Below are 19,621 nucleotides of genomic sequence, written 5' to 3'. Positions count from 1 at the left end.
GAAGTCGCGACTTCGTGGTAGCCGGAGCGATAAGACTAAGGAGGGATGCAGTTCAATCCCTCCCAAATGCTCTCCTTTCCGGCTTATCGCGGGAGGCATCCACAAAGCGGCGAAGCGGGATTAGCAGGATTTCTAATTCATTCCAAGTTATTAGGGCTTTTCCAATAGCCTTCCAAAAGCCCTTGTAAAGCACATACGCAGTATTTATTTGTTCAACATATATAGGCCGTATAAGTAGCCGACTAAAGTGAATACGTTGTACACTGTCCCTATATAAGGAGGGACAATAGTTATGAAACCAATTACAACAGTTGAACAGTTCAATGAAATTATTGCAGGAGATTCCAAAGCACTTGTCAAATTCCAAGCAGGATGGTGTCCTGACTGTCGACGGATGGATATGTTCATCGATCCAATCGTCGAGAAATACGATACGTACACTTGGTATGATGTCGATCGTGACGTTTTGCCCGAGATCGCTGAAAAATATGAAGTCATGGGAATTCCTAGTTTATTGATTTTCCAGAACGGTGAAAAGCAGGCGCATCTCCATAGTGCAAATGCAAAATCGCCATCACAAGTTACCGATTTCCTTGAAAACGTAAAAGCGTAACTAATAGAGACTTTACCTAAACGGATGGACTTATGTCTGTCCGTTTTTCATTTTCGGTGCACCTTTTATCTAGATGAAGTATACTAGAGAAAATGGTAACGAGGTGTGTATTAGTGGACTACGAGAATGAAATCCAACAGCTTAAAGCTAAAATTGCTTCCTATGAAAAGATTATACTAGAAACATCAGCACCAATCATTCCTTCCATTGTCGAAAATACGATTCTCGTCCCGATTTCGGGTCACACCGGCCAAGATCGCTTTAATTTGATCCGCACCCGCGTCCTCGATTATGTTGGAATTCATAGAAGTACAGTGTGTGCAATATTCGATTTCACTGGAGTGGGTCTCAAAGACGTAGAGGAATATGATTTTAATATACTTACTCTTGAAATCAATCAACTGAATAACACGTTGAAACTGATGGGGGTACGTCCTATTTTTGTCGGTTTTAATCCGAGGATTGTCAGAGAAATCGTCTCTGCGGGCATTCACTTGGAAATCGAAACCTATGTAAACTTCAGAACTTCATTAGCAGTATTGCTTAACGAGACAGGAAACTCACTTCAATTACTTTAATGAAGTGAGTTTTTTTTTACTAAACTTGAATCCCTTCACTTGCTAATAAGAGACTTATACTTTACATTGTAATTAGTATTACTTTGTAATAATTATAAACAAGGAGTGATTTCATTGGAAAAGAAACTAACAACAAATCAAGGTGTTCCGATTGCAGACAACCAAAACTCACGTACGGCAGGCAGTAATGGTCCTTCCCTACTTGACGATTATCAATTGGTCGAGAAACTCGCACATTTTGACCGTGAACGCGTTCCAGAGCGTGTCGTCCATGCACGGGGTGCAGGCGCACATGGCGTATTTAAAGTAAAAAATAGCATGAAGAAGTATACAAAAGCGGCATTCCTTCAAGAGGAAGGGAAAGAAACTCCTCTCTTCACACGCTTCTCTACAGTTATTCATGGACTTGGCTCTCCTGAAACAGCACGGGATCCACGTGGATTCTCTGTTAAGTTTTACACGGAAGAAGGAAACTATGACTTCGTCGGGAACGACTTACCGATTTTCTTCATCCGCGATGCGATTAAATTTCCGGATGTCATTCACTCACTAAAGCCCGATCCACAAACAAACTTGCAAAGTCCTAGCCGTTACTGGGATTTCATGGGTCTTTCACCTGAAACGACGAACATGATGATCCACTTGTTCACGGATGAAGGAATTCCTGCTTCTTACCGTCATATGCGCGGTTCTTCCGTTCATGCTTACAAATGGTATAACGAAGCGGGCGAAACCGTTTATGTGAAACTTCGCTGGGATCCAAAAGAAGGCATTAAGAATTTCACGATTGAAGAGGCGGAAGAACAGCAAGGTAAAGACTTCAGCCACGCAACACGTGATCTGTTTGAAGCAATTGAAGAGGGCAACTTCCCTGAATGGGATCTTTATGTCCAAGTACTTGACCCTAAAAATCTCGACGACTACGATTTCAATCCACTGGATTCAACAAAAGATTGGCTCGAAAAAGACTTCCCTTCGGAGCTTGTCGGTACGATGACATTGAATCGTAACGTCGATAACTTCTTTGCAGAAACGGAATCAGTTGGCTTCAATCCTGGTGTTTTAGTACCTGGTATGCTTCCATCTGAAGATAAAATGTTACAAGGTCGTATTTTCTCCTATTCTGATACGCAACGTCATCGTGTAGGACCAAACTACTTGCAATTACCGATTAACGCACCACAATGTCCATTTTCAAATAATCAGCGTGATGGTTCAATGCCTATCAAGCAACAAACGTCTACAATCAATTTTGAACCGAACAGCTACTCGTCTGAGCCGAAAGAAGATCACTCTTATCGTGAGCCTGATCAGCCACTGTCAGGTGTCATTGGCCGTAATGCTATCGAGAAAACGAACAACTTCGGTCAAGCAGGCGAAATTTACAGAAGCTATGATGAAGCTACGAAACAAGCGCTCATTAAAAACTTGTTGAATGACTTTGCGCAAATTGAAAACCGTGATATTGTTGGACGAGCAGTCGCAAACTTTTACAAAGCGGATGAAGGACTAGGACGCGCACTCGTAGAAGGTACAAACGTTGACATTAAAAAGTATTTATAAATCTTTGCTAATCGAGGAGCTTTTCCCTACGCTAGGGAAGAGCTCTTTTTTTCGGGAGGCAGATGAATGAAAGTTTTTATAGACGTCAAAGGAAAATCTCAATTCGATAAGGATATTGATCAATCGCTTCGATCATCAGCATGCGGACCGGTAACAGCATTTGTAATAGCTCAACATCTTTTTCCGCAGGGGTGCCCATACACCACAAATGAATTGTATCGTCTCTTGGGCGGCACAAAAATGGGTCTATTCAAATACCGCTTCATTCGAAATATGCGCAAAATGCTTGGAGTGGATTGGACTGTTGCGAAGTGTACGATTGATGAAGTGAAAAGACAACTCGACAACGGCCGGCCCGTCGCTGCAAAATTTGATAAATGGTTTACATTTCGTTGGCGCGGCAATTATGGATTCGACTATCATTGGGTACCCGTCATAGGTTATGAAGAGAAAGCTGATGATGTTTTCCTATTTATTCATGATAACGGGGGAAGAAACCGGGATAGTCAGGTCCGGCTCATTTCTTATAAGAAGAATAGTCCAATTTTATCTTTCATAAAGATTGAGCCTACTAAATAGTGAATCCAAAAAGCCCTATCCGAATCAGTTCCCGACTCGGATAGAGCTTTTTTCATTTTTCTATACACGCTAAAGCCTGCTTTAGCGTGGCAAAACTTTTAATCCTGCCAAACGATAATCCTAATTGTACGAGCGTTTGTGCGATAGCTGGCGATATTCCGCTTACAATTGGCTGAATACCAAGTAAGGAAAGCGCATCAAACAAATTGAATAATTGTTGTGCGACAAATGTGTCTGTTGTCTGCAAACCCGATAAATCGATAATCAGATTTTCCAACTGCAATTCGGATGCATTAGGTAATACTCGTTCCTGAAGAATTATGGCACGGTCATGGTCAACTGTGCCGACAAGTGGCAGTATGGCAGTCTGATCATTAATCGATACGAGAGGAACGGATAATTCGGAAACAAGAATTTGAGAAAGATCAAGTCTCTCTTTTTCATGTTTGACAAACGGGATACTAAAAAAGTAGATAGCATCGTTCAGCGACTGATCCAACACACTGATCAAATCGTACATCTCACGGGCACCGAGATCCAGTTCTATTACTTCATGTTTTATCACTGCTCCAAGTGTATTCCGATAATTGGGCATTTCACGAAGCATCATATCCAAACTGATCATCTCGTAATTAGCAAGCCGCGTCCCGACCTCCTCTCCCCAACTTTTAAGGGTTTCAATCCTTTCCGATTCATCCATAATCAGAGTATCAGCAAACATATGAACCATTTCTACCCTTTCCAGATCCAATAGATTACCAAGTTTCCCCATGACCGGATATCTGTTATTTTGACTTTCCGATACTGCTCGACCTATCTGCTCGGCCTCCGCTGCAATTTTTGTTCTCATATGTTCTAAATACTTTTTCACATGCATCCCCCTAGGATCTTTCTATAAAAAAAGCGAATCCGCTTGTCTGACGATCATAGAATAACCTTCTCTACCTATCATTTCCCTCACAACTCCATCATAAACAGGTATTTTCAGGGTTTCGATTGAATCATTCATTTCCAATTCACAATGGATTTCTGCAAGTTTTTTGGATAATAAGAGCATGTCCATCTCTTCCTCGATTTTCTTGCGTATTGCCGGCGTCAACTCATGCAATGATTGAATCACGCCTTCCACCGATCCATATTCTTTAATGAGTTTAAGTGCAGTTTTTGGTCCGATGCCTCTCACTCCAGGATAGCCGTCACTTGTATCCCCAGTGAATGCTTTTGTGTCAATAAACTGGATAGGGGTAATTCCATACTCTTCAATGAAACGTTCCTCTGTGTAAATATCGTAAACATTAAAACCTTTTTTCGTAAATGCAATACGGACACCCGGTCTAAGCAACTGAAGCATATCTTTATCGCCAGTCACGATTGTAATCTCCGCTTTCCCCTCCCAAGCCTGAACGAATGAACCAATCAGATCGTCTGCTTCCATGCCTGGCACTCCGTAGTTTTTCCAACCAATTAATTCAGAAACACTTCTTGCCATATCAAACTGCGGTACGAGCTCCGGCGCCGGTGCAGGCCGGTTTGCTTTATATCCTTCAAATAAGTCATTGCGGAACGTTTGCGCGCCCATATCCCAACAAACCGCCATATGTGTAGGTTTGAATATCGAGGTCGCTGTCATAGTATGACGGGCAAACCCCTGCACTGCATTCGTTGGAATTCCAGCGTCATTCGGGAAATAATGCCCCATCGCCGAAGTTGCAAAAAAGGAGCGGAATAAGAGTGCCATTCCGTCGATTATTAAAATATGTGGTTTTTCTTCTATAGTCATTTAATCTTCTTCCTCCATCTGCCAAACTTTATTAGTAGAACTTCATCAATGATAACATGCTTTCAATCAGTAGTTTGGGGGTAAAGAATAATAGATTTCATAGAGGAGGTTGTAAGTATGCATATTCACGAAGGTTCATTGTATTGGCCAGGAACGATGCCAATTCCCCCCGAACGAAAAAAAGTAGAAATCGCGTCACATTATGATGTCATTATTGTAGGTGGAGGGATGTCGGGAGCTCTTTCGGCACTTGCATTGGCTGACAAAGGTCTTTCGATCGCAATGCTAGACAAGCGGCAGATGGCTACTGGCAGTACAATGGCAAATACGGGATTACTTCAATATTCAAATGATATCATGCTCCATGAATTAATCGAGCAAATTGGAGAAAAGGATGCTGTGCGTTTTTATCAGTTATGTTTGGAAGCCATGGAAAACCTGAAAAACACTGCTGAACGACTGCCGATTGATCCTGATTTCATCAGCCGGCCAAGCGTTTATTATGCAAGTGACGACAATGATTTGAAAATGATCAGGAAAGAATATGAAACGTTAAAGAGTTATGGATTTCCTTGCGATTATTGGAACGAAGACGAAATCGGCAAGCATCTCCCATTTTCAAAACCTGGGGCAATCGTGACAGATGGCGATGCTGAGGTGAACCCTTACAAATTCGTCAACGGACTATTACAATTGGTGGAATCTATGGGCGTCCACCTATTTGAATTTACGGACATGGACGACGTCATCGACAAAAAGGGACTGTTGCACATTTCCACGTCTTCAGGGGGATTCCATGCAGATAAAGTTCTTTTTACAACTGGATACGAAACGCTTCCGGTAGGAAAACGGATCGGTGCCGACATTAACCGTTCGTATGTCATTGTCACTGAACCACTAGACGCTTCCTCGATTTGGCATGAAAATGCGCTGATTTGGGAATCAAAGCGTCCCTATCTCTATATGCGGACAACGGTCGACAACCGAATCATTGTAGGCGGGCTCGATGAGGCTAAACCCCAAGCCCCTTTTTCAAATGAAGCAATTATGAAGCGCGGTGAAAACTTAAAAAAACAACTAGAGGCACTTTTCCCGGAACTTCCGATTGAAATTGACTACGCGTATTGTGCAACATTCGGAGAATCGCTAGATAACTTACCATTCATAGGAGAACATCCAACAAAAAGAAATCATTATTATCTACTGGGCTATGGAGGCAATGGAACTGTTTATAGTATGCTTGGTTCAAAAATTCTCGCTGAGATTATGACAGGCAAAGCGAATTCCGATGCGCAGATCGTACAACTCGAACGCTCCGTAACTGCTTTAACTGGTGGACAAAGCGTGATTGCCTAACCAACAAACAAGATAACAACGAGTACATAAAAGATGACCAAGAAATAGACGGTATGCAAAGAGCGTTATCCATTTTGACACTTATTATCTTCTACTTTACGTTCTGTCTACTTTTACGGAAGTGCTATCTAATTAGATTCAAATTATCGTGATTGGCGATTTATGCTCTCATCACTAGCAGCCCAGAAAAATTTTGATTCGCTGATGGTCCTAGATAACCACATTCCCCTTATTTTTCATCGTTTTCAATCGTTTTCATTTACATATACTAAAGACCTCTAAATTTTAAAAAAGTTCGTGTGAAAATAAAGTACATTCCTTTTCACCCATTGTTGCATAGGATAGATGGAATCGCTTGGAAGGAGTGAACGAATGGTAAACATGCAACCAGATGGGCAAGAAGAGCCGCAATGGTTCCCTAGATTACCTGAAGGATATGAGGGAAATCCGGCACAAGATACACCGGGATATGCGTCTGCTGGATGGCCACCTGGAATGGGTATGCTGGAACAAGGTATGCAAGACTTTCCACGAGGGCAAGAAATGTCAGGATTCGAAACGCAAGGGTTTCCGCCGGTGCAAGGGATGGTAGGCTACGATATGCAAGACTTTTCATCGGACCAAGGGATGTCAGGATTTGATATGCAAAACTTTTCGTCGGACCAAGGGATGTCAGGATACGATATGCAAAACTTTTCGCCGGAGCAAAGGATGCCGGAGCAGGAAATGTTTGCTTTTCAACCGGGGCATGGTATGCAAGGGCTTAATCCACCAGGACGACCGCCCGGACAAGGAGCTCCAGGATTTGGACCACCGGGAAGACCGCCGGGCCAAGGGATGCCGGGATTTGGGCCTCCGGGACCTCCACCTGGTCAAGGAATGCCGGGATTCGGACCTCCAGGACGTCCGCCGGGCCAAGGAATGCCAGGATTTGGACCTCCAGGACGTCCGCCGGGCCAAGGAATGCCGGGATTTGGGCCTCCAGGACATCCGCCGGGGCAAGGAATGCCAGGATTTGGACCTCCAGGACATCCGCCGGGCCAACAAGGCGGCCAACAAGGTCCATCATCTCCTCCGCCAAACACCGTTCCCGCTTATCCTAGTACTCAATTGTTCGCAGTAGATCCAGGTGCAATCCGCGGCTGTCTCTACCGTCAAACTTACGTCTGGTTATCGAGAAGACAAGGTTTTTGGTTTTTCCCTGTATTTGTCGGAAGAACCTCTGTTGCAGGCTACAGATGGCGCAATAGACAAAGAAGATGGGAATACATGGGCATCGACCTTAATCGAATCGACAAATTCTCTTGTTTTTAAATTGATACGTTGAACATATTGATATAGCGTTGGCGCTATTCGATACCAGTTGCTATCATAATTCGGAGGACGTGAATTGTGTCAGTAACTGGACACCGGGTAGCTTCCCCTAGCGCCACAGCGGTTCAGGGGAATTCTTTATTTCAATTTATATTGTATCAACTAGTAATCACATTATAATCTCGGCATATACACCCCAAAATCACATTTCTCTCGATAATGAATAACCTAGCGCAGGCGCGGCAAAGGGGTCGCCGAAGCCGTAAGACTGGATGCGAAGCGCTAATCCAGGCTTACGGCGAAAGGCATCCCCAAAGCGCCAAGTGATCTAAAATCCACACTCCGAATTACAACTCTCCCATTATTGAGCGCTACAGCAGATTCAATGGGATTCTTTAATTCAACATATATGAGTTAATTTCATAATTCTCAGCCCATACGCACCAATGCTTTCTAGACATTAAAAATAGAGTACCTCCCCAAGTCTTGTATAATGTAGTCACCACAACAAACATTACAGACTGGAGAGATACCCCTATGTCTATTGTACGACAACAAAGCCTTTTTGACATGCATGAACTATATGATATTGAACCTACCCATCGTTTTAACGCCATTTTTTCAACGATAAACCTTGAACCTGTCTGGACTTTGTTCGATAAAAACACAAATGTAGGTGCGCCGAGAGAATTAAATTATGGGGCCATGGTCTATTCGTTAATCGCTCGTGTGGTGGAGCGAATTCCGACGGTGAAGGACCTTGTGAAACGTCTTGGAAATGACCCTTTTTTTCGATATGACTGTGGCTTTCTCCATTCGGATACGGTCCCATCCGAAGTATCTTATTCACGAATGATTGGACTGATTAGTGAATCAGATGCGATGGTACGCGTGCATGATGAACTCCTTCTGCTTGCGATTGATGAAGGATATATTACTGAAGAAAACATCGCCATTGACGCAACTCATTTTGAAGCGCGAGATCGCGCTTGGCCATCGGAAAAGAAAGAAAAACCTGCACCGAAAAAGCGGGGACGTAAACCGAAAGCAGAACATGAACAATGGTTGAAGGACAAACAAGTCGAAGAAGCAACACGCTCGATTTATGAAAAAGAGATTGTTCACCAACTATCCGAATCTGTGGAAACGTTATATACAGAGGCCCCGATCGATCCAAAGTGGGGAATCAAGAAAAACAGTGATGGGAAAAACTTTTCATGGTTCGGTTACAAAGCCCACTTAGCTGTCAGCACAAAGAGTCAATATATTCTTGCGGGGCTGATGACATCAGGTAATCTAAATGATGGAAAAGCAGCGATTCCATTATTAAAAAAGATTGAACAGGATCTTCCGGATTTATTTACCGCAGGTCTTTTCGATGCATGTTATGATTTTAAAGCGGTTTATCAGCAAGCAATAGATCAAAACTTACAAGCCGTCATTCCTTATAATCCTCGCGGTGAAGGAGAGGTAATTGGATACGATGCCCACTTCGCGCCAACATGCGTCCTGGAACATTCCTATCGTTACGACAGTTTTGACGCGACATACAGCACGCTGAAATATACCCGACCAAAAGAATGTGCAACTTGCCCATTACAACATGATTCACTTTGTCAGAAGACGTATAAAATCAGGCAGTCCGTGGATATCCGGAAATACACTTCCCCAGCGAGAGGGTCAAAAAGATGGACTGAACTGTACAAAGAACGTACAGCCGTTGAACGTGTCAATGCATATTTAAAGGAATACTTCGGCCTTACTAATGTCCGGCATCGAACTGGAAAGAAAGCGAGACTACACTTCCAATTGGTGACGCTTGTTTATAATGCCTCAAGATTAGCCACGGATCGGATTAGAGTAGAAATGAAACAACAGTCGTTACAAGCGGCCTAATTAAATCGTAATTCTATTTTTTAAAAAACTGAATTTCATTAAGGGGTTACTCCACGTATTTTTAAAAACGGCAATTATGAAATTAACTCATATAGTTACATTATTTAGTCGTACATTCTCAGTTAGTAACTGCCACCCTGAACTCTACAGTCGATAAAAAACGATTTCATTTAACAATGAAATCGTTTTTCCATTGGACTTCTACTGTTTAACAACCGTAGTTAAAGGGTATGAAAGTAGGAATGTGTGCATGGTAATGATAAAAAATGGACAAGCTTTATCTAAATGACTTGCAACAAAATCCCATAAGAAACATAGGTGATTGAATGAAAAAGGTTTCAAACGTTTTTTGGATTTCCGTCTTACTAGTAATATTAGCAGTTGCATACGGTGCTTTTGCACCCGCAAGCTTTGAAAGTGTAACAAATAACATGAAAGATTTCATCACTTCCTCATTCGGTTGGTATTATTTACTCGTTGTTACCGGGATTGTATTGTTCTGCTTGTACTTCATCGTTAGTCCGATGGGACAAATCACACTCGGTAAGGCTGATGAAAAACCAGAGTATTCCCGGATGAGCTGGTTTGCTATGCTCTTTTCGGCCGGTATGGGGATCGGGCTAGTCTTTTGGGGAGCAGCGGAACCCTTATCCCATTTCGCCATTAACCCAGCAACGGAGAGTCCTGGAACCGACGCTGCCTTCCGTGAATCAATGCGTTTCACTTTCTTCCATTGGGGCATCCATGCATGGGCAATTTACGCTGTCGTTGCTATGGCTCTTGCTTATTTCCAATTTCGTAAGGGTGAACCCGGTTTAATTTCCTCCACATTAAAGCCGCTCTTCGGTAAACGGATGGATGGCTCACTAGGTACGCTAATTAATGTACTCGCCGTATTCGCGACAGTGGTAGGGGTTGCAACAACGTTAGGATTTGGCGCCATTCAAATAAATGGCGGATTAGCCTATCTGTTCGATTTACCCATCAGTTTCCCAGTTCAAGTAATAATTATCGTGATTGTAACAATCTTATTTATTGCCTCTGCTTGGTCTGGCATAGGAAAAGGGATAAAGTATTTGTCTAACATTAATATGGTACTCGCAGTAGTATTACTTGTGCTTGTCGTTGTTCTCGGACCTACTTTGTTAATCTTCAATACATTTACAGATACGATTGGTGCCTACTTACAAAACTTGCCCCGTATGAGTTTCCGAGCTGCACCGCTTAATGACAGCGACCGTGCTTGGATTAATGATTGGACGATTTTTTATTGGGCTTGGTGGATTTCTTGGGCTCCTTTCGTCGGCATATTCATTGCCCGTGTATCGCGCGGCCGGACTATCCGGGAATTTCTAGTCGGTGTCCTGCTATTGCCTACTTTGCTTAGCTTTTTCTGGTTTTCCGTTTTCGGTGCCACTGCAATGGATGTACAAATGAAAGGCACCGATCTATCCGGTCTGCAAACCGAAGAGACGCTTTTCGCCGTTTTCAATCAGATGCCGATGTCAATGATGCTGTCGATTATAGCGATCATACTCATTGCAATCTTTTTCATCACATCTGCGGACTCGGCTACATTTGTACTCGGTATGCAAACAACATTTGGATCCCTTAATCCGAAAAACATCGTAAAATTAACTTGGGGTATCGCTCAAGCGGCAGTCGCGACCATCCTTCTTTCTGCCAACGGACTGAACGCACTCCAGAATGCATTGATCATCGCCGCACTTCCCTTTTCTTTCGTCATCATTTTCATGATGATCTCGTTCTATAAAGCCCTTGATCAAGAACGTAAAGAGATGGGATTAATGGTCAGACCTTATGATAAGAAAAAGAAAAAATGATTTAAAAAGCCAAGGCCGAGTCATATGCTCGGTCTTGGCTTTACTCTTTATATCGAAGTGCCGCAATTAATGTTGATGCCTCTCCCATATTCATGCTTTGAAAACCATACTTCTCTCTCATATCTGAAACAACTTGAAGAATTTCTGTTAGAAAGGCTAGGTTTTCGTCCGTATACTTGCCAAAGTTATGGGGATGCCACCATAAATGATAGACTTCACCATTTCGTGCAGCATATTCGATTCCTTTCTTAATCCTGCGTAATCGGAGTGGCTCTAGTGCTTTCAATGGCTGACTGAAAGGTCTTAAGAACCTGCTGGAGCGCAGGTTGACAAGCGGTTCTCGTTCGACGGTATCCATGGGGTACGTATGTTGCCCAGAAATATTTATATAGCAATCAAGCAAGCGAAGCATCCTTTTCATTCGACTTTGGCTTTCGTAACGGCTTGCTTTATAAATCCAACTCTCTTCATTCCCCCGAAAGCTATCGATTCCAGCACTTCTACAAATTTGCAAGTAACTTTTATTCAACTGATTTCGTGGGAAGACAAGCGAACGGATCGGCTGTCCATTGAAGCTACATGCCTTGATTGACGTAGTCAAGTCTGTTTCAAACTGCTTAGCGTCCTGCCCCTTTTCAAGGCAATAGTAATGTGAAAATGTATGCGTCCCTATTTCCTGGTATTGAGTGCTAGCAATTTTCCGAACTAAGGACAAACCAAAATGATAAGGATCCTGTTCTTCATCTAGCCCCACTGCATGCAGTTTTTCATAAGGGGAAAAACTTAAGTTCTGATAGGTTGGACGAATGAATGGCAGATTGGCCAATAACTCCTTCTTTGTATCAAAACATAGCATACCTACTGTCGCCCAGGTTGCATGGATATTAAATTGCTTGAATAGCTCTAGCATTCGCGGAATAGCTACTCTGCCACCACTTATATTCTCCTTATATTTTTCCAATGAAAAAACATCATGCACTCCCCAATTCAATTCAAAATCAAGAGAAATGATAAAAACCCCTTGTTTCGTCACTGTATCCCTCTACTAGTGGCAGAAGCTAATTTCCAACTTCTGAGCTTCAAAATAACTTTCGCTAAGTTAGATCGTGCTTCATAACCTGAAAAGACGGGAACAATTTCTCCCCCGAACCCTATTTTAAATCTGCGTATGTTTTCATTGTCTGATAATCCCCCCATGTCATATAACAGGTTGCCCTTATCTTTAAACCAGATAATGCTCTGCCATATAAGGAGTCGGTTTGCCTGGCTCAGAATCCTCTTCACCTCTGGACTGTCTACCATTCGAAAATGGGACGCAGAATACAAATTCATCGCAATAATTCCATCTGTCAAGTAAATACGGTAACAAAGAACATTTTCCTCTTTATCTTGCATATACGTAAGTACCAAAGCTTGTTTCTCACGGAGAAGCTTCATTGTTTGCATGTGATATGAATTACATGTGTGTGTTTGTTTATTTTTCGCAAATCGATTATAAAAGTCTTGGAATTTCGTCAATTCCTGATCTGAGGGATTATCAATAACAATATGCTTCAAATCCAAATCTAATGCACTTCTAATCTGTCTTCGAGTTGTTTTATGCATTTCCATGAGTAATATATTTTCATCTTTCGACAAATCGATTTGTATGGTATCGAAGCTTCTAAGTTCACTCTTCGGAATAAAGGAATGGGAATAGCCAATCAATTGAACATTAGAACCTGGCTGAATAGTCTCACTCGCGAAATAACATGTTTTGATATTCACACGCATGACTTTTCTTTCAATTGTAATAATAGTTTTCGCCTCCCAGATTTCACTCTGTGATTTGTTGTTTACTAACGCCAAAAAAAGTTCTTTTACTAATTTTTTTACAAAGAGTAAAACCCATATCTTTCAAGGCCGTACTATCTTGTTGAGAAACATCCTTAATCGTTACATAGAGCATTCTTGCCTTGCTGCTTCTTTTTACGAATGAGCATACATCTGCAAAGTTACTTTTATTCCAATTCTGTATATAGACGGAGTTTTTTCGAAAGTTTTCGATATAGGAGATAGAATCGATTCGAAGCACCTTTTCATTTGTCCAAAATATATTTTCATTAGACAAACTTCCATTAGGATAATACCCTCTATATCCTCCGTATATCTTCCGGCAAATTTCCTTCATGTGGAACTTGGAGATTACCGGGTCTTTTAATGCATCTGCTAATGTCAATTCAACAAAAACATCTGCCCTGGATAAATCGTTAATAGCCGTTCTTTCAATCTTATACACAAGATAATGGTTACATTCGTGTACATATTTTCCCCCTCGAATCACCATTTCTTTAAATTCACTCCAAATACTTTTCATCTCATTTTTATTAAATAAGTTCCTAAAGATATACACTAGTTTTCCAATTTTATTTCGCTTAAATAATACAAGTTTATGGTTTTTCTTAATACGTTCTATAATGGTTTCCTTCACCGATAAAAAAATCCGCGAAGTATTTGCACTAATAGTGTCCGACGAAAAAATCATTTTTCTCGTATAATCGACATCCGTATTCCAATCAAATTTATATGTTTCGTAACCAATGCTTAAATCAAAAGTTTGATAGTCGCTGTATTTACATTGCAATATTTTTTCTTTTTCAAGAATACGACCAGGACTGAAACCCTCAAAATCATTATCATAGCCTAATACATAACCTAAAAATCGTCCTCGGCAGTTGAATCCATAATTGAAAGCAATCATTGTGTTATTTATATATAAAGAATCGATTTCAGTTTTCATCGGTCCTTCTTGAATACAAGCAAGGCTGCGGTAAAAGGCCTTTTCTTTTTCATTTGTAAATCCACTTGTATCATGCTTTTTTTTCCACTGTTTTTTGTGTAGTTTAAATATATAATCCATTTCCGAAATTTCAGTTGGGCTCACCCGTACATTTCCAATACTCCGCAGTTTTTTTTCTCTTCTATCTAGCCGATGTAATCTTTGCCTTTCCCGCATGTATTCATCGAGTTTTATCTTTTGGAGATCGATATAGGGAGTGATTACTCGATGAACGGAAAAAACGAATTTTCTTTTTTGTAAATAATACTCCAAAGACTTTGGGGTACTTTTGCTCTCAAGCAGACCATGCAAGTAAAATACAACATTTTTTCTGGAACGGATGACTTCATCAACTACAATTTCAATTACACTGTCCAATAAATCTTCATAAACTATAAAATCCATATAATTAGCCTGTCCAAAAGCCATAAAGCTATATCTGTAACCGAGCCAGCTTCTTTTATAAAGAAAGGGGAAAAATGCAACGGGTTTATTTTCTTGTAGTACCGCTATTATTTCCACTTGGCTATCAATCCCTAAATGTCTCCACCATTCATTGATCCAATCAAATTCGATAAATGGATTCGTATTCTGATTTTTTTCTAATATTAGAGACCAATCAGCGCGATATTGTTGTAACTGCTCTCTCTTTGTAATCCATACTAATTCCACCTTCTTTACCCCCACTTATCTGTAGTTAAGTAAAGTCGAATAATAACTGATTGTTTCATCAAGCCCAATAGATAGCGGATAACTAACGTTCCACATTAGTTCAGAACGAGCTTTTTCATTGTTGAGGACACTTCTCACTATTTCTGCAGGGCGAAGTGATTTAAATTGAGGTTTTGTAGATGATAACGTTTTATCAGCAATAACCATAAACAGTTCCTTAATCGTTGTTTCCGTATTCGAACTGATATTAAAAAAACCTTTCAAGCCTGGTTCAAGAGATTTCCGGCAAGCGATTGCAACATCCTTTACATAGATAAAGTCCCTCGTTTGACTTCCGCCATAAATACATACTCCCTCATCCCGCAACATCCTGGAGATGAAAGTAGATACAACTCCTCCTTCTCCCCCTGCCTGTTGCCTAGATCCATAGACATTTGAAAAACGTAATATACAACTTTCCAACCCATACAACTCTTCATAGGAGCGAATATAATTTTCTGCAGCATATTTAGATACTGCGTAAAATGATTGCGGGTTAATTGTATGGTTTTCATCAACAGGTAAAATGAAAGGTTCGCCATATACAGCTGCAGAAGATGCGAAGATGAACTTTTTCACGCCATTCATTTTAGACAAATGTAAAAGTTTAACGGTCGTTGCTGTATTCGCTTGAAAATCTGCAAGTGGGTCCTCCATTGAAGCAACAACTGAAGTTTGTGCTGCCAGATGTATAACAATATGAGGTTGTTCAAGTTCGAATACATACTGCATTTCTCGATCGTTTATGTCCATATTGTATAACTTCATTTTCCCCGGAAGGTTCTCTATCTTCCCTGATTTCAAATTATCGACTACTATGATTTCATAATTATGGGCAAGCAATTCCTCAGCTATATGCGAGCCGATAAACCCCGCCCCTCCAGTTATCAATACCTTCATCCCGACATCCTCTTCCCCATGACTTTTTTATAGTAAGTAATAGTTTGAGTAATCATTTTGTCAAAAGTGAAATGCTGTTCATATAATTCCCGACTTTTACATCCCATTTCAACTTGCATGATTGGACTTTGAATCAGCTGTTCAATACTGCTCACAAGCAATTCCTTGTTTTCCAATCCAATAAGAAAACCATTATCTTTGCCGACGGCTTCTGCTATTCCTCCGACATCTGATGCGATTATTGGCAATCCAGCCCGCATCGACTCCAAGATTGAAAGCGGGAACCCTTCATGACCAGAAAGTAAGATTGAAATATGTGCCTTTGAAAGGAATTTCGCCACGTCTTTCCTTGCGCCTTCAAAGTGAACTCGGGAACCAATATTATTTAAAGCTGCATATTCTTGCGCTTCTTTCATTTCAGGCCCATCACCAATAAAGTACATCTCCCAATTCAGATGTTTTAGTTTAACGAGGGCTTCTAGCAACAGCAATTGCTTTTTTGGGGGTGCAAAACGTGCAACCATCATCAATTTTTTGGGGTCACCTCTATCAGCTGAGCTCTCATCAATAACCGCATCATGCACGCCATTATGAATTTGTATGATTTTCCTTGCAGGTACAATGTTGTGTTGGAGAGCAAGCTTCCTATCATAATTTGATACAGAGATCACACCGTCAGTAAAAATTCCCGCGAACTTCTCAACCCACATATACAATCGTCTTTTTGTTCCTCTTACGCCTTCTGTAAAGGACCATCCATGTACTGTGAACACCACCGGAATACGTAAAGAATAAGCTGCTAGACGCCCTATAACTCCCGCTTTAGATGAATGTGTTGCGACAAGATTTGGTCTGATATTTTTCAATAAGCCTCTGATTTCAAAAAAAGCCCTCACATCTGCTAAGAGGTGTATTTTATGGATAAGATACTTGGAATAATGCACATCAATCTTCTCATTTTCTATCTCAAAATGTTGATTTGCGTCTCCACCTGTCACAATGCTTATTGCATATCCTTTTCTTTTCAGACTGATTGAAATATCTCGAACATGTGATTGTGCACCGCCCATTGTATCCATTCGCGTAATAAGTTGTACTACTTTCAGAGGGGGATTTTCTATATACAATTGTTCACTTCCCTAGCTCCATTTTTCTGCTTCTCACCGGAAACCATGCAAGCGCCAGTACAATCCACAAGTGACGCCAATGTAGTGTATCTATGAAGAAACTATTAAAGGCAAGACCTATTAAAGAAGCAACTATTATTGCATGCAAAGCGCTTTCAGTATGTGCTGATACCATGAAATTTTGGAATGCTCTTACTATCGCAGATATGAAAAGTGTAGTTATTACCAGCAATCCGCCCAAGCCATTCTCAGTGAATACTCTCGCATACAAACTATGAGGAGAATATTGAAATAGTAATTCTGACTGTCCCGGCCCCATACCTAGTAAATTCGACAGACCACTCACAAATGCTTTTTGCTGTGTTCCAAAACGGTCACTGTCATAGTTTTTTATACTTAATCTAGTAGACAAAAGTTCCTCAACCGCCGGAGTTTGAATGAAATATAAAAAGGATGGGATCGCAATAACTAAAATGAGACGTATCGTTCGTAATCGATTCCGTCCTGTTCCCTTTTTCACTGCAGCCATATAGAGAATGAAAGCCAAAGCAAAATTTCCCCATGCCGCTCTTGAGAAGGAAATGATGATGCCAATTGTCAATATAAGAAATGCAGAAAAGTATAAATACCTTTTCCAAGCAAGCTTTCCGCTTCCTTCCGCAATAGCAAGTGCATATAAAGCAGGAATGACCAGAAATGGCCCAAAAACATTCGGATCCTTGAACATCGACTTTACTCGTCCGAACATTAAAAATGAATCACTGCCTTCGAATAGGTTAAAGTATGCACCGATACCAAGCAAAGTTGATAAGAGCGCTGATAACATATATCCACCTAGTATGATGCGAAAGAGTTCGAACTTCATTCTTTGTCCGAGTGCTATTAGGAAAATAAACGTTCCTACCAAATAAACAGTGATAAAAAAATACATCACCGATAAGGAGGCTTGTTTCACAAAAAACAATGATATCAAATTTGTCAGGAGAAAAAGGAGTCCAATAATAATCGGTGGCGCAGTTTTTCTTGAGATGGAAAAGTAAGACAGGACAATGCAGGATATTAGCAGAAGAGACATTAACAGGTCATATGGCGATGGCTCGATTACAACAAATGAACTAATCGCCATTGTTAAGAAAATATAACTCGATAGTGACTTGACTGTTTTGTCAGACACCTCCTTCGTCCCCCCTACCACTCAACACTTCTGGATTTGACATGATAGGAGACATAAACGTATGTCGTTTCATAACATACCAGGATAAAAACCCGATACAACAGTAACCAATGGAACTCCCTATGCTAATCCATAAAATCGCCATTACAGGATCTTCTTTGCTTTGGATTGCAATGATGATTGATAGTAGAATGAGGAAAAATCGAATTATCTCGCCTGCTATTTGTGTTTTTAATGCTTCAAATACATAAAAATTTGCCGTGATTGGATTGATAATGATTTTTGTTATATATAAAATTGCCAATGCTTGGATATAGACCCCTGTTTCTTTCCATGCTTCCCCGAAAACTATTTCAATTAATAGAGGAGCCACGAGGGTAACTGCCCCAATCGCGATAACCCCCATGACAGTCATTTTGAAAACGATACCCCAAAAAAACGCATGAAATTGTTCATATGACTGCCTGGCTTTTTGCGCAGCTTGCGATAAATATACTTGGGACGCTGAAAAACCTAGAAGTCCTTCAGGTACGGTCAGTACTTTCTGTGCCAGAAAGAAAAAACCAGCAGTTTTTGTATCGAATATTGCCACAAGAAAAAAAACTGGAGCCTGACTACCAAGACTATTGATAAGTGCAGACCAGCTGGAGAGTAACGGGAAGGATTTATACCGTACCATCACCTCTTTCATTTTTCTGGCATTGAACTTATGACTTCGAAGTCGCTCCATGTTTACTGTTTTCAAATAAGCGAATGTTCCTGTGATCCTTCCTGCCACCTCACCGACGAGTAAGCTTAGTACGCCAGGATGGATGAAGCCGAGAAGTACCTGTGATAGGACTTGACCACCATTCATCATCACTTTCGACTTGGAAACTGCACTGTATTCTTCTGTGCGAAGTGCCCAACAATTCAACACTTGAAACATTCCAATCCCAAAAAGGCTTAAAGACAGAATCCACATATGTCCTTGCACTCCGGGAATTTGAAATACGTCAGCAAATTGTAGCAGTAGTATAGTAATACAGGCCAGAGCGCTGACGACTACCACTAAGCCAGCTGACAATATGAACAAATGAAATGCATCGTCATCTTTTTTAGGAATAGGAATAGCCGTTTCATATCTAAGCGATGTGATAATCGTCAACGTATAGAGAATTGATAAAAAAACAGACAGACTGCCGAATTCCTCAGGAGTATACAGTCTTGTCAGAACCGGAGTCGTTACGATGATTAAAACGTTCGATAACGCCGTACCGGCCATAACTACGGACAGGCTCCGGATAAAGTGATTAGCGAATAGCCTTTCTTTCCATCGTAAAAAAGGCGGCATGACAGTTACCCCGATTCCTCATAATTAATGAACAG

At 41.0% G+C, this 19,621-nt stretch carries 17 protein-coding genes; 8 read left to right on the top strand and 9 right to left on the bottom strand.

Annotated features, from left to right (window positions below):
- The first annotated feature begins 292 nt into the window (after positions 1–292).
- The 4 genes from MKZ11_RS09615 (at position 293) to MKZ11_RS09600 (ending at position 3,333) form a co-directional block, all read left to right on the top strand.
- Positions 293–613 (top strand): thioredoxin family protein, encoded by a 321-nt coding sequence (locus MKZ11_RS09615; protein ID WP_340794159.1) that lies wholly within the window; start codon positions 293–295, stop codon positions 611–613.
- 113 nt (positions 614–726) lie between these two features.
- Positions 727–1,191 carry an STAS domain-containing protein gene (locus tag MKZ11_RS09610; RefSeq protein ID WP_340794156.1) on the top strand — a complete coding sequence of 155 codons (465 nt, stop codon included), beginning with the start codon at positions 727–729 and terminating at the stop codon, positions 1,189–1,191.
- A gap of 108 nt (positions 1,192–1,299) precedes the next feature.
- Positions 1,300–2,754, top strand: coding sequence for a catalase (locus MKZ11_RS09605; RefSeq protein ID WP_340796959.1), 1,455 nt, complete (start codon positions 1,300–1,302; stop codon positions 2,752–2,754).
- Positions 2,755–2,820: 66 nt separating this feature from the next.
- Positions 2,821–3,333 (top strand): C39 family peptidase, encoded by a 513-nt coding sequence (locus tag MKZ11_RS09600; protein ID WP_340794154.1) that lies wholly within the window; start codon positions 2,821–2,823, stop codon positions 3,331–3,333.
- Between the two features lie 52 nt (positions 3,334–3,385).
- On the opposite strand, the gene MKZ11_RS09595 is transcribed toward MKZ11_RS09600, so the two are convergent.
- Positions 3,386–4,204 carry an STAS domain-containing protein gene (locus MKZ11_RS09595; RefSeq protein ID WP_340794152.1) on the bottom strand — a complete coding sequence of 273 codons (819 nt, stop codon included), beginning with the start codon at positions 4,202–4,204 and terminating at the stop codon, positions 3,386–3,388.
- 21 nt (positions 4,205–4,225) lie between these two features.
- Complete coding sequence (locus MKZ11_RS09590; protein WP_340794150.1) at positions 4,226–5,113, bottom strand: 5'-3' exonuclease; 888 nt, start codon at positions 5,111–5,113, stop codon at positions 4,226–4,228.
- 117 nt (positions 5,114–5,230) lie between these two features.
- Here MKZ11_RS09590 and MKZ11_RS09585 point away from each other — a divergent pair, with 117 nt between their 5' ends.
- The 4 genes from MKZ11_RS09585 to MKZ11_RS09570 all read left to right on the top strand — a co-directional run bounded on the left by MKZ11_RS09585 (position 5,231) and on the right by MKZ11_RS09570 (position 11,523).
- Positions 5,231–6,469 carry an NAD(P)/FAD-dependent oxidoreductase gene (locus tag MKZ11_RS09585; RefSeq protein ID WP_340794148.1) on the top strand — a complete coding sequence of 413 codons (1,239 nt, stop codon included), beginning with the start codon at positions 5,231–5,233 and terminating at the stop codon, positions 6,467–6,469.
- Positions 6,470–6,841: 372 nt separating this feature from the next.
- The gene (locus MKZ11_RS09580) at positions 6,842–7,783 is read left to right on the top strand and encodes a hypothetical protein (RefSeq protein WP_340794146.1); all 942 of its coding nucleotides are present in this window, start codon (positions 6,842–6,844) and stop codon (positions 7,781–7,783) included.
- A 537-nt stretch (positions 7,784–8,320) separates the two neighbouring features.
- Entirely contained in the window at positions 8,321–9,679 is a 1,359-nt protein-coding gene (locus tag MKZ11_RS09575; protein ID WP_340794144.1) for a transposase, read from the top strand.
- A 326-nt stretch (positions 9,680–10,005) separates the two neighbouring features.
- The gene (locus tag MKZ11_RS09570; RefSeq protein ID WP_340794141.1) at positions 10,006–11,523 is read left to right on the top strand and encodes a glycine betaine uptake BCCT transporter; all 1,518 of its coding nucleotides are present in this window, start codon (positions 10,006–10,008) and stop codon (positions 11,521–11,523) included.
- Between the two features lie 40 nt (positions 11,524–11,563).
- On the opposite strand, the gene MKZ11_RS09565 is transcribed toward MKZ11_RS09570, so the two are convergent.
- From MKZ11_RS09565 to MKZ11_RS09535, 7 genes are read right to left on the bottom strand one after another with little or no spacing between them, the layout of a single operon-like run.
- On the bottom strand, positions 11,564–12,556 hold the full coding sequence (locus MKZ11_RS09565) for a polysaccharide deacetylase family protein (protein WP_340794139.1): 993 nt from the start codon (positions 12,554–12,556) through the stop codon (positions 11,564–11,566).
- Entirely contained in the window at positions 12,553–13,290 is a 738-nt protein-coding gene (locus tag MKZ11_RS09560) for a hypothetical protein (RefSeq protein WP_340794138.1), read from the bottom strand. The genes MKZ11_RS09565 and MKZ11_RS09560 overlap by 4 nt, the downstream gene beginning before the upstream one ends.
- Positions 13,291–13,339: 49 nt before the next feature.
- On the bottom strand, positions 13,340–15,013 hold the full coding sequence (locus MKZ11_RS09555) for a GNAT family N-acetyltransferase (protein ID WP_340794136.1): 1,674 nt from the start codon (positions 15,011–15,013) through the stop codon (positions 13,340–13,342).
- Between the two features lie 15 nt (positions 15,014–15,028).
- Complete coding sequence (locus MKZ11_RS09550; protein ID WP_340794135.1) at positions 15,029–15,952, bottom strand: NAD-dependent epimerase/dehydratase family protein; 924 nt, start codon at positions 15,950–15,952, stop codon at positions 15,029–15,031.
- Positions 15,949–17,031, bottom strand: a complete 1,083-nt coding sequence (locus MKZ11_RS09545; RefSeq protein WP_340794134.1) for a glycosyltransferase family 4 protein — start codon at positions 17,029–17,031, stop codon at positions 15,949–15,951. Before MKZ11_RS09545 ends, MKZ11_RS09550 begins: the two co-directional genes overlap by 4 nt.
- Before the next feature lie 52 nt (positions 17,032–17,083).
- Positions 17,084–18,253, bottom strand: a complete 1,170-nt coding sequence (locus tag MKZ11_RS09540) for an O-antigen ligase family protein (protein WP_340794133.1) — start codon at positions 18,251–18,253, stop codon at positions 17,084–17,086.
- Positions 18,246–19,586 (bottom strand): lipopolysaccharide biosynthesis protein, encoded by a 1,341-nt coding sequence (locus MKZ11_RS09535; RefSeq protein ID WP_340794132.1) that lies wholly within the window; start codon positions 19,584–19,586, stop codon positions 18,246–18,248. The genes MKZ11_RS09540 and MKZ11_RS09535 overlap by 8 nt, the downstream gene beginning before the upstream one ends.
- Between the last annotated feature and the right edge of the window lie 35 nt (positions 19,587–19,621).

Origin of the sequence: Sporosarcina sp. FSL K6-1508 (genome assembly GCF_038007465.1) — a bacterium.
Classification (GTDB): Bacteria; Bacillota; Bacilli; order Bacillales_A; family Planococcaceae; genus Sporosarcina; species Sporosarcina psychrophila_B.
The sequence above is the reverse complement of the archived record's forward strand: the minus strand, read 5'-3'. Positions and strand labels throughout refer to the sequence as shown.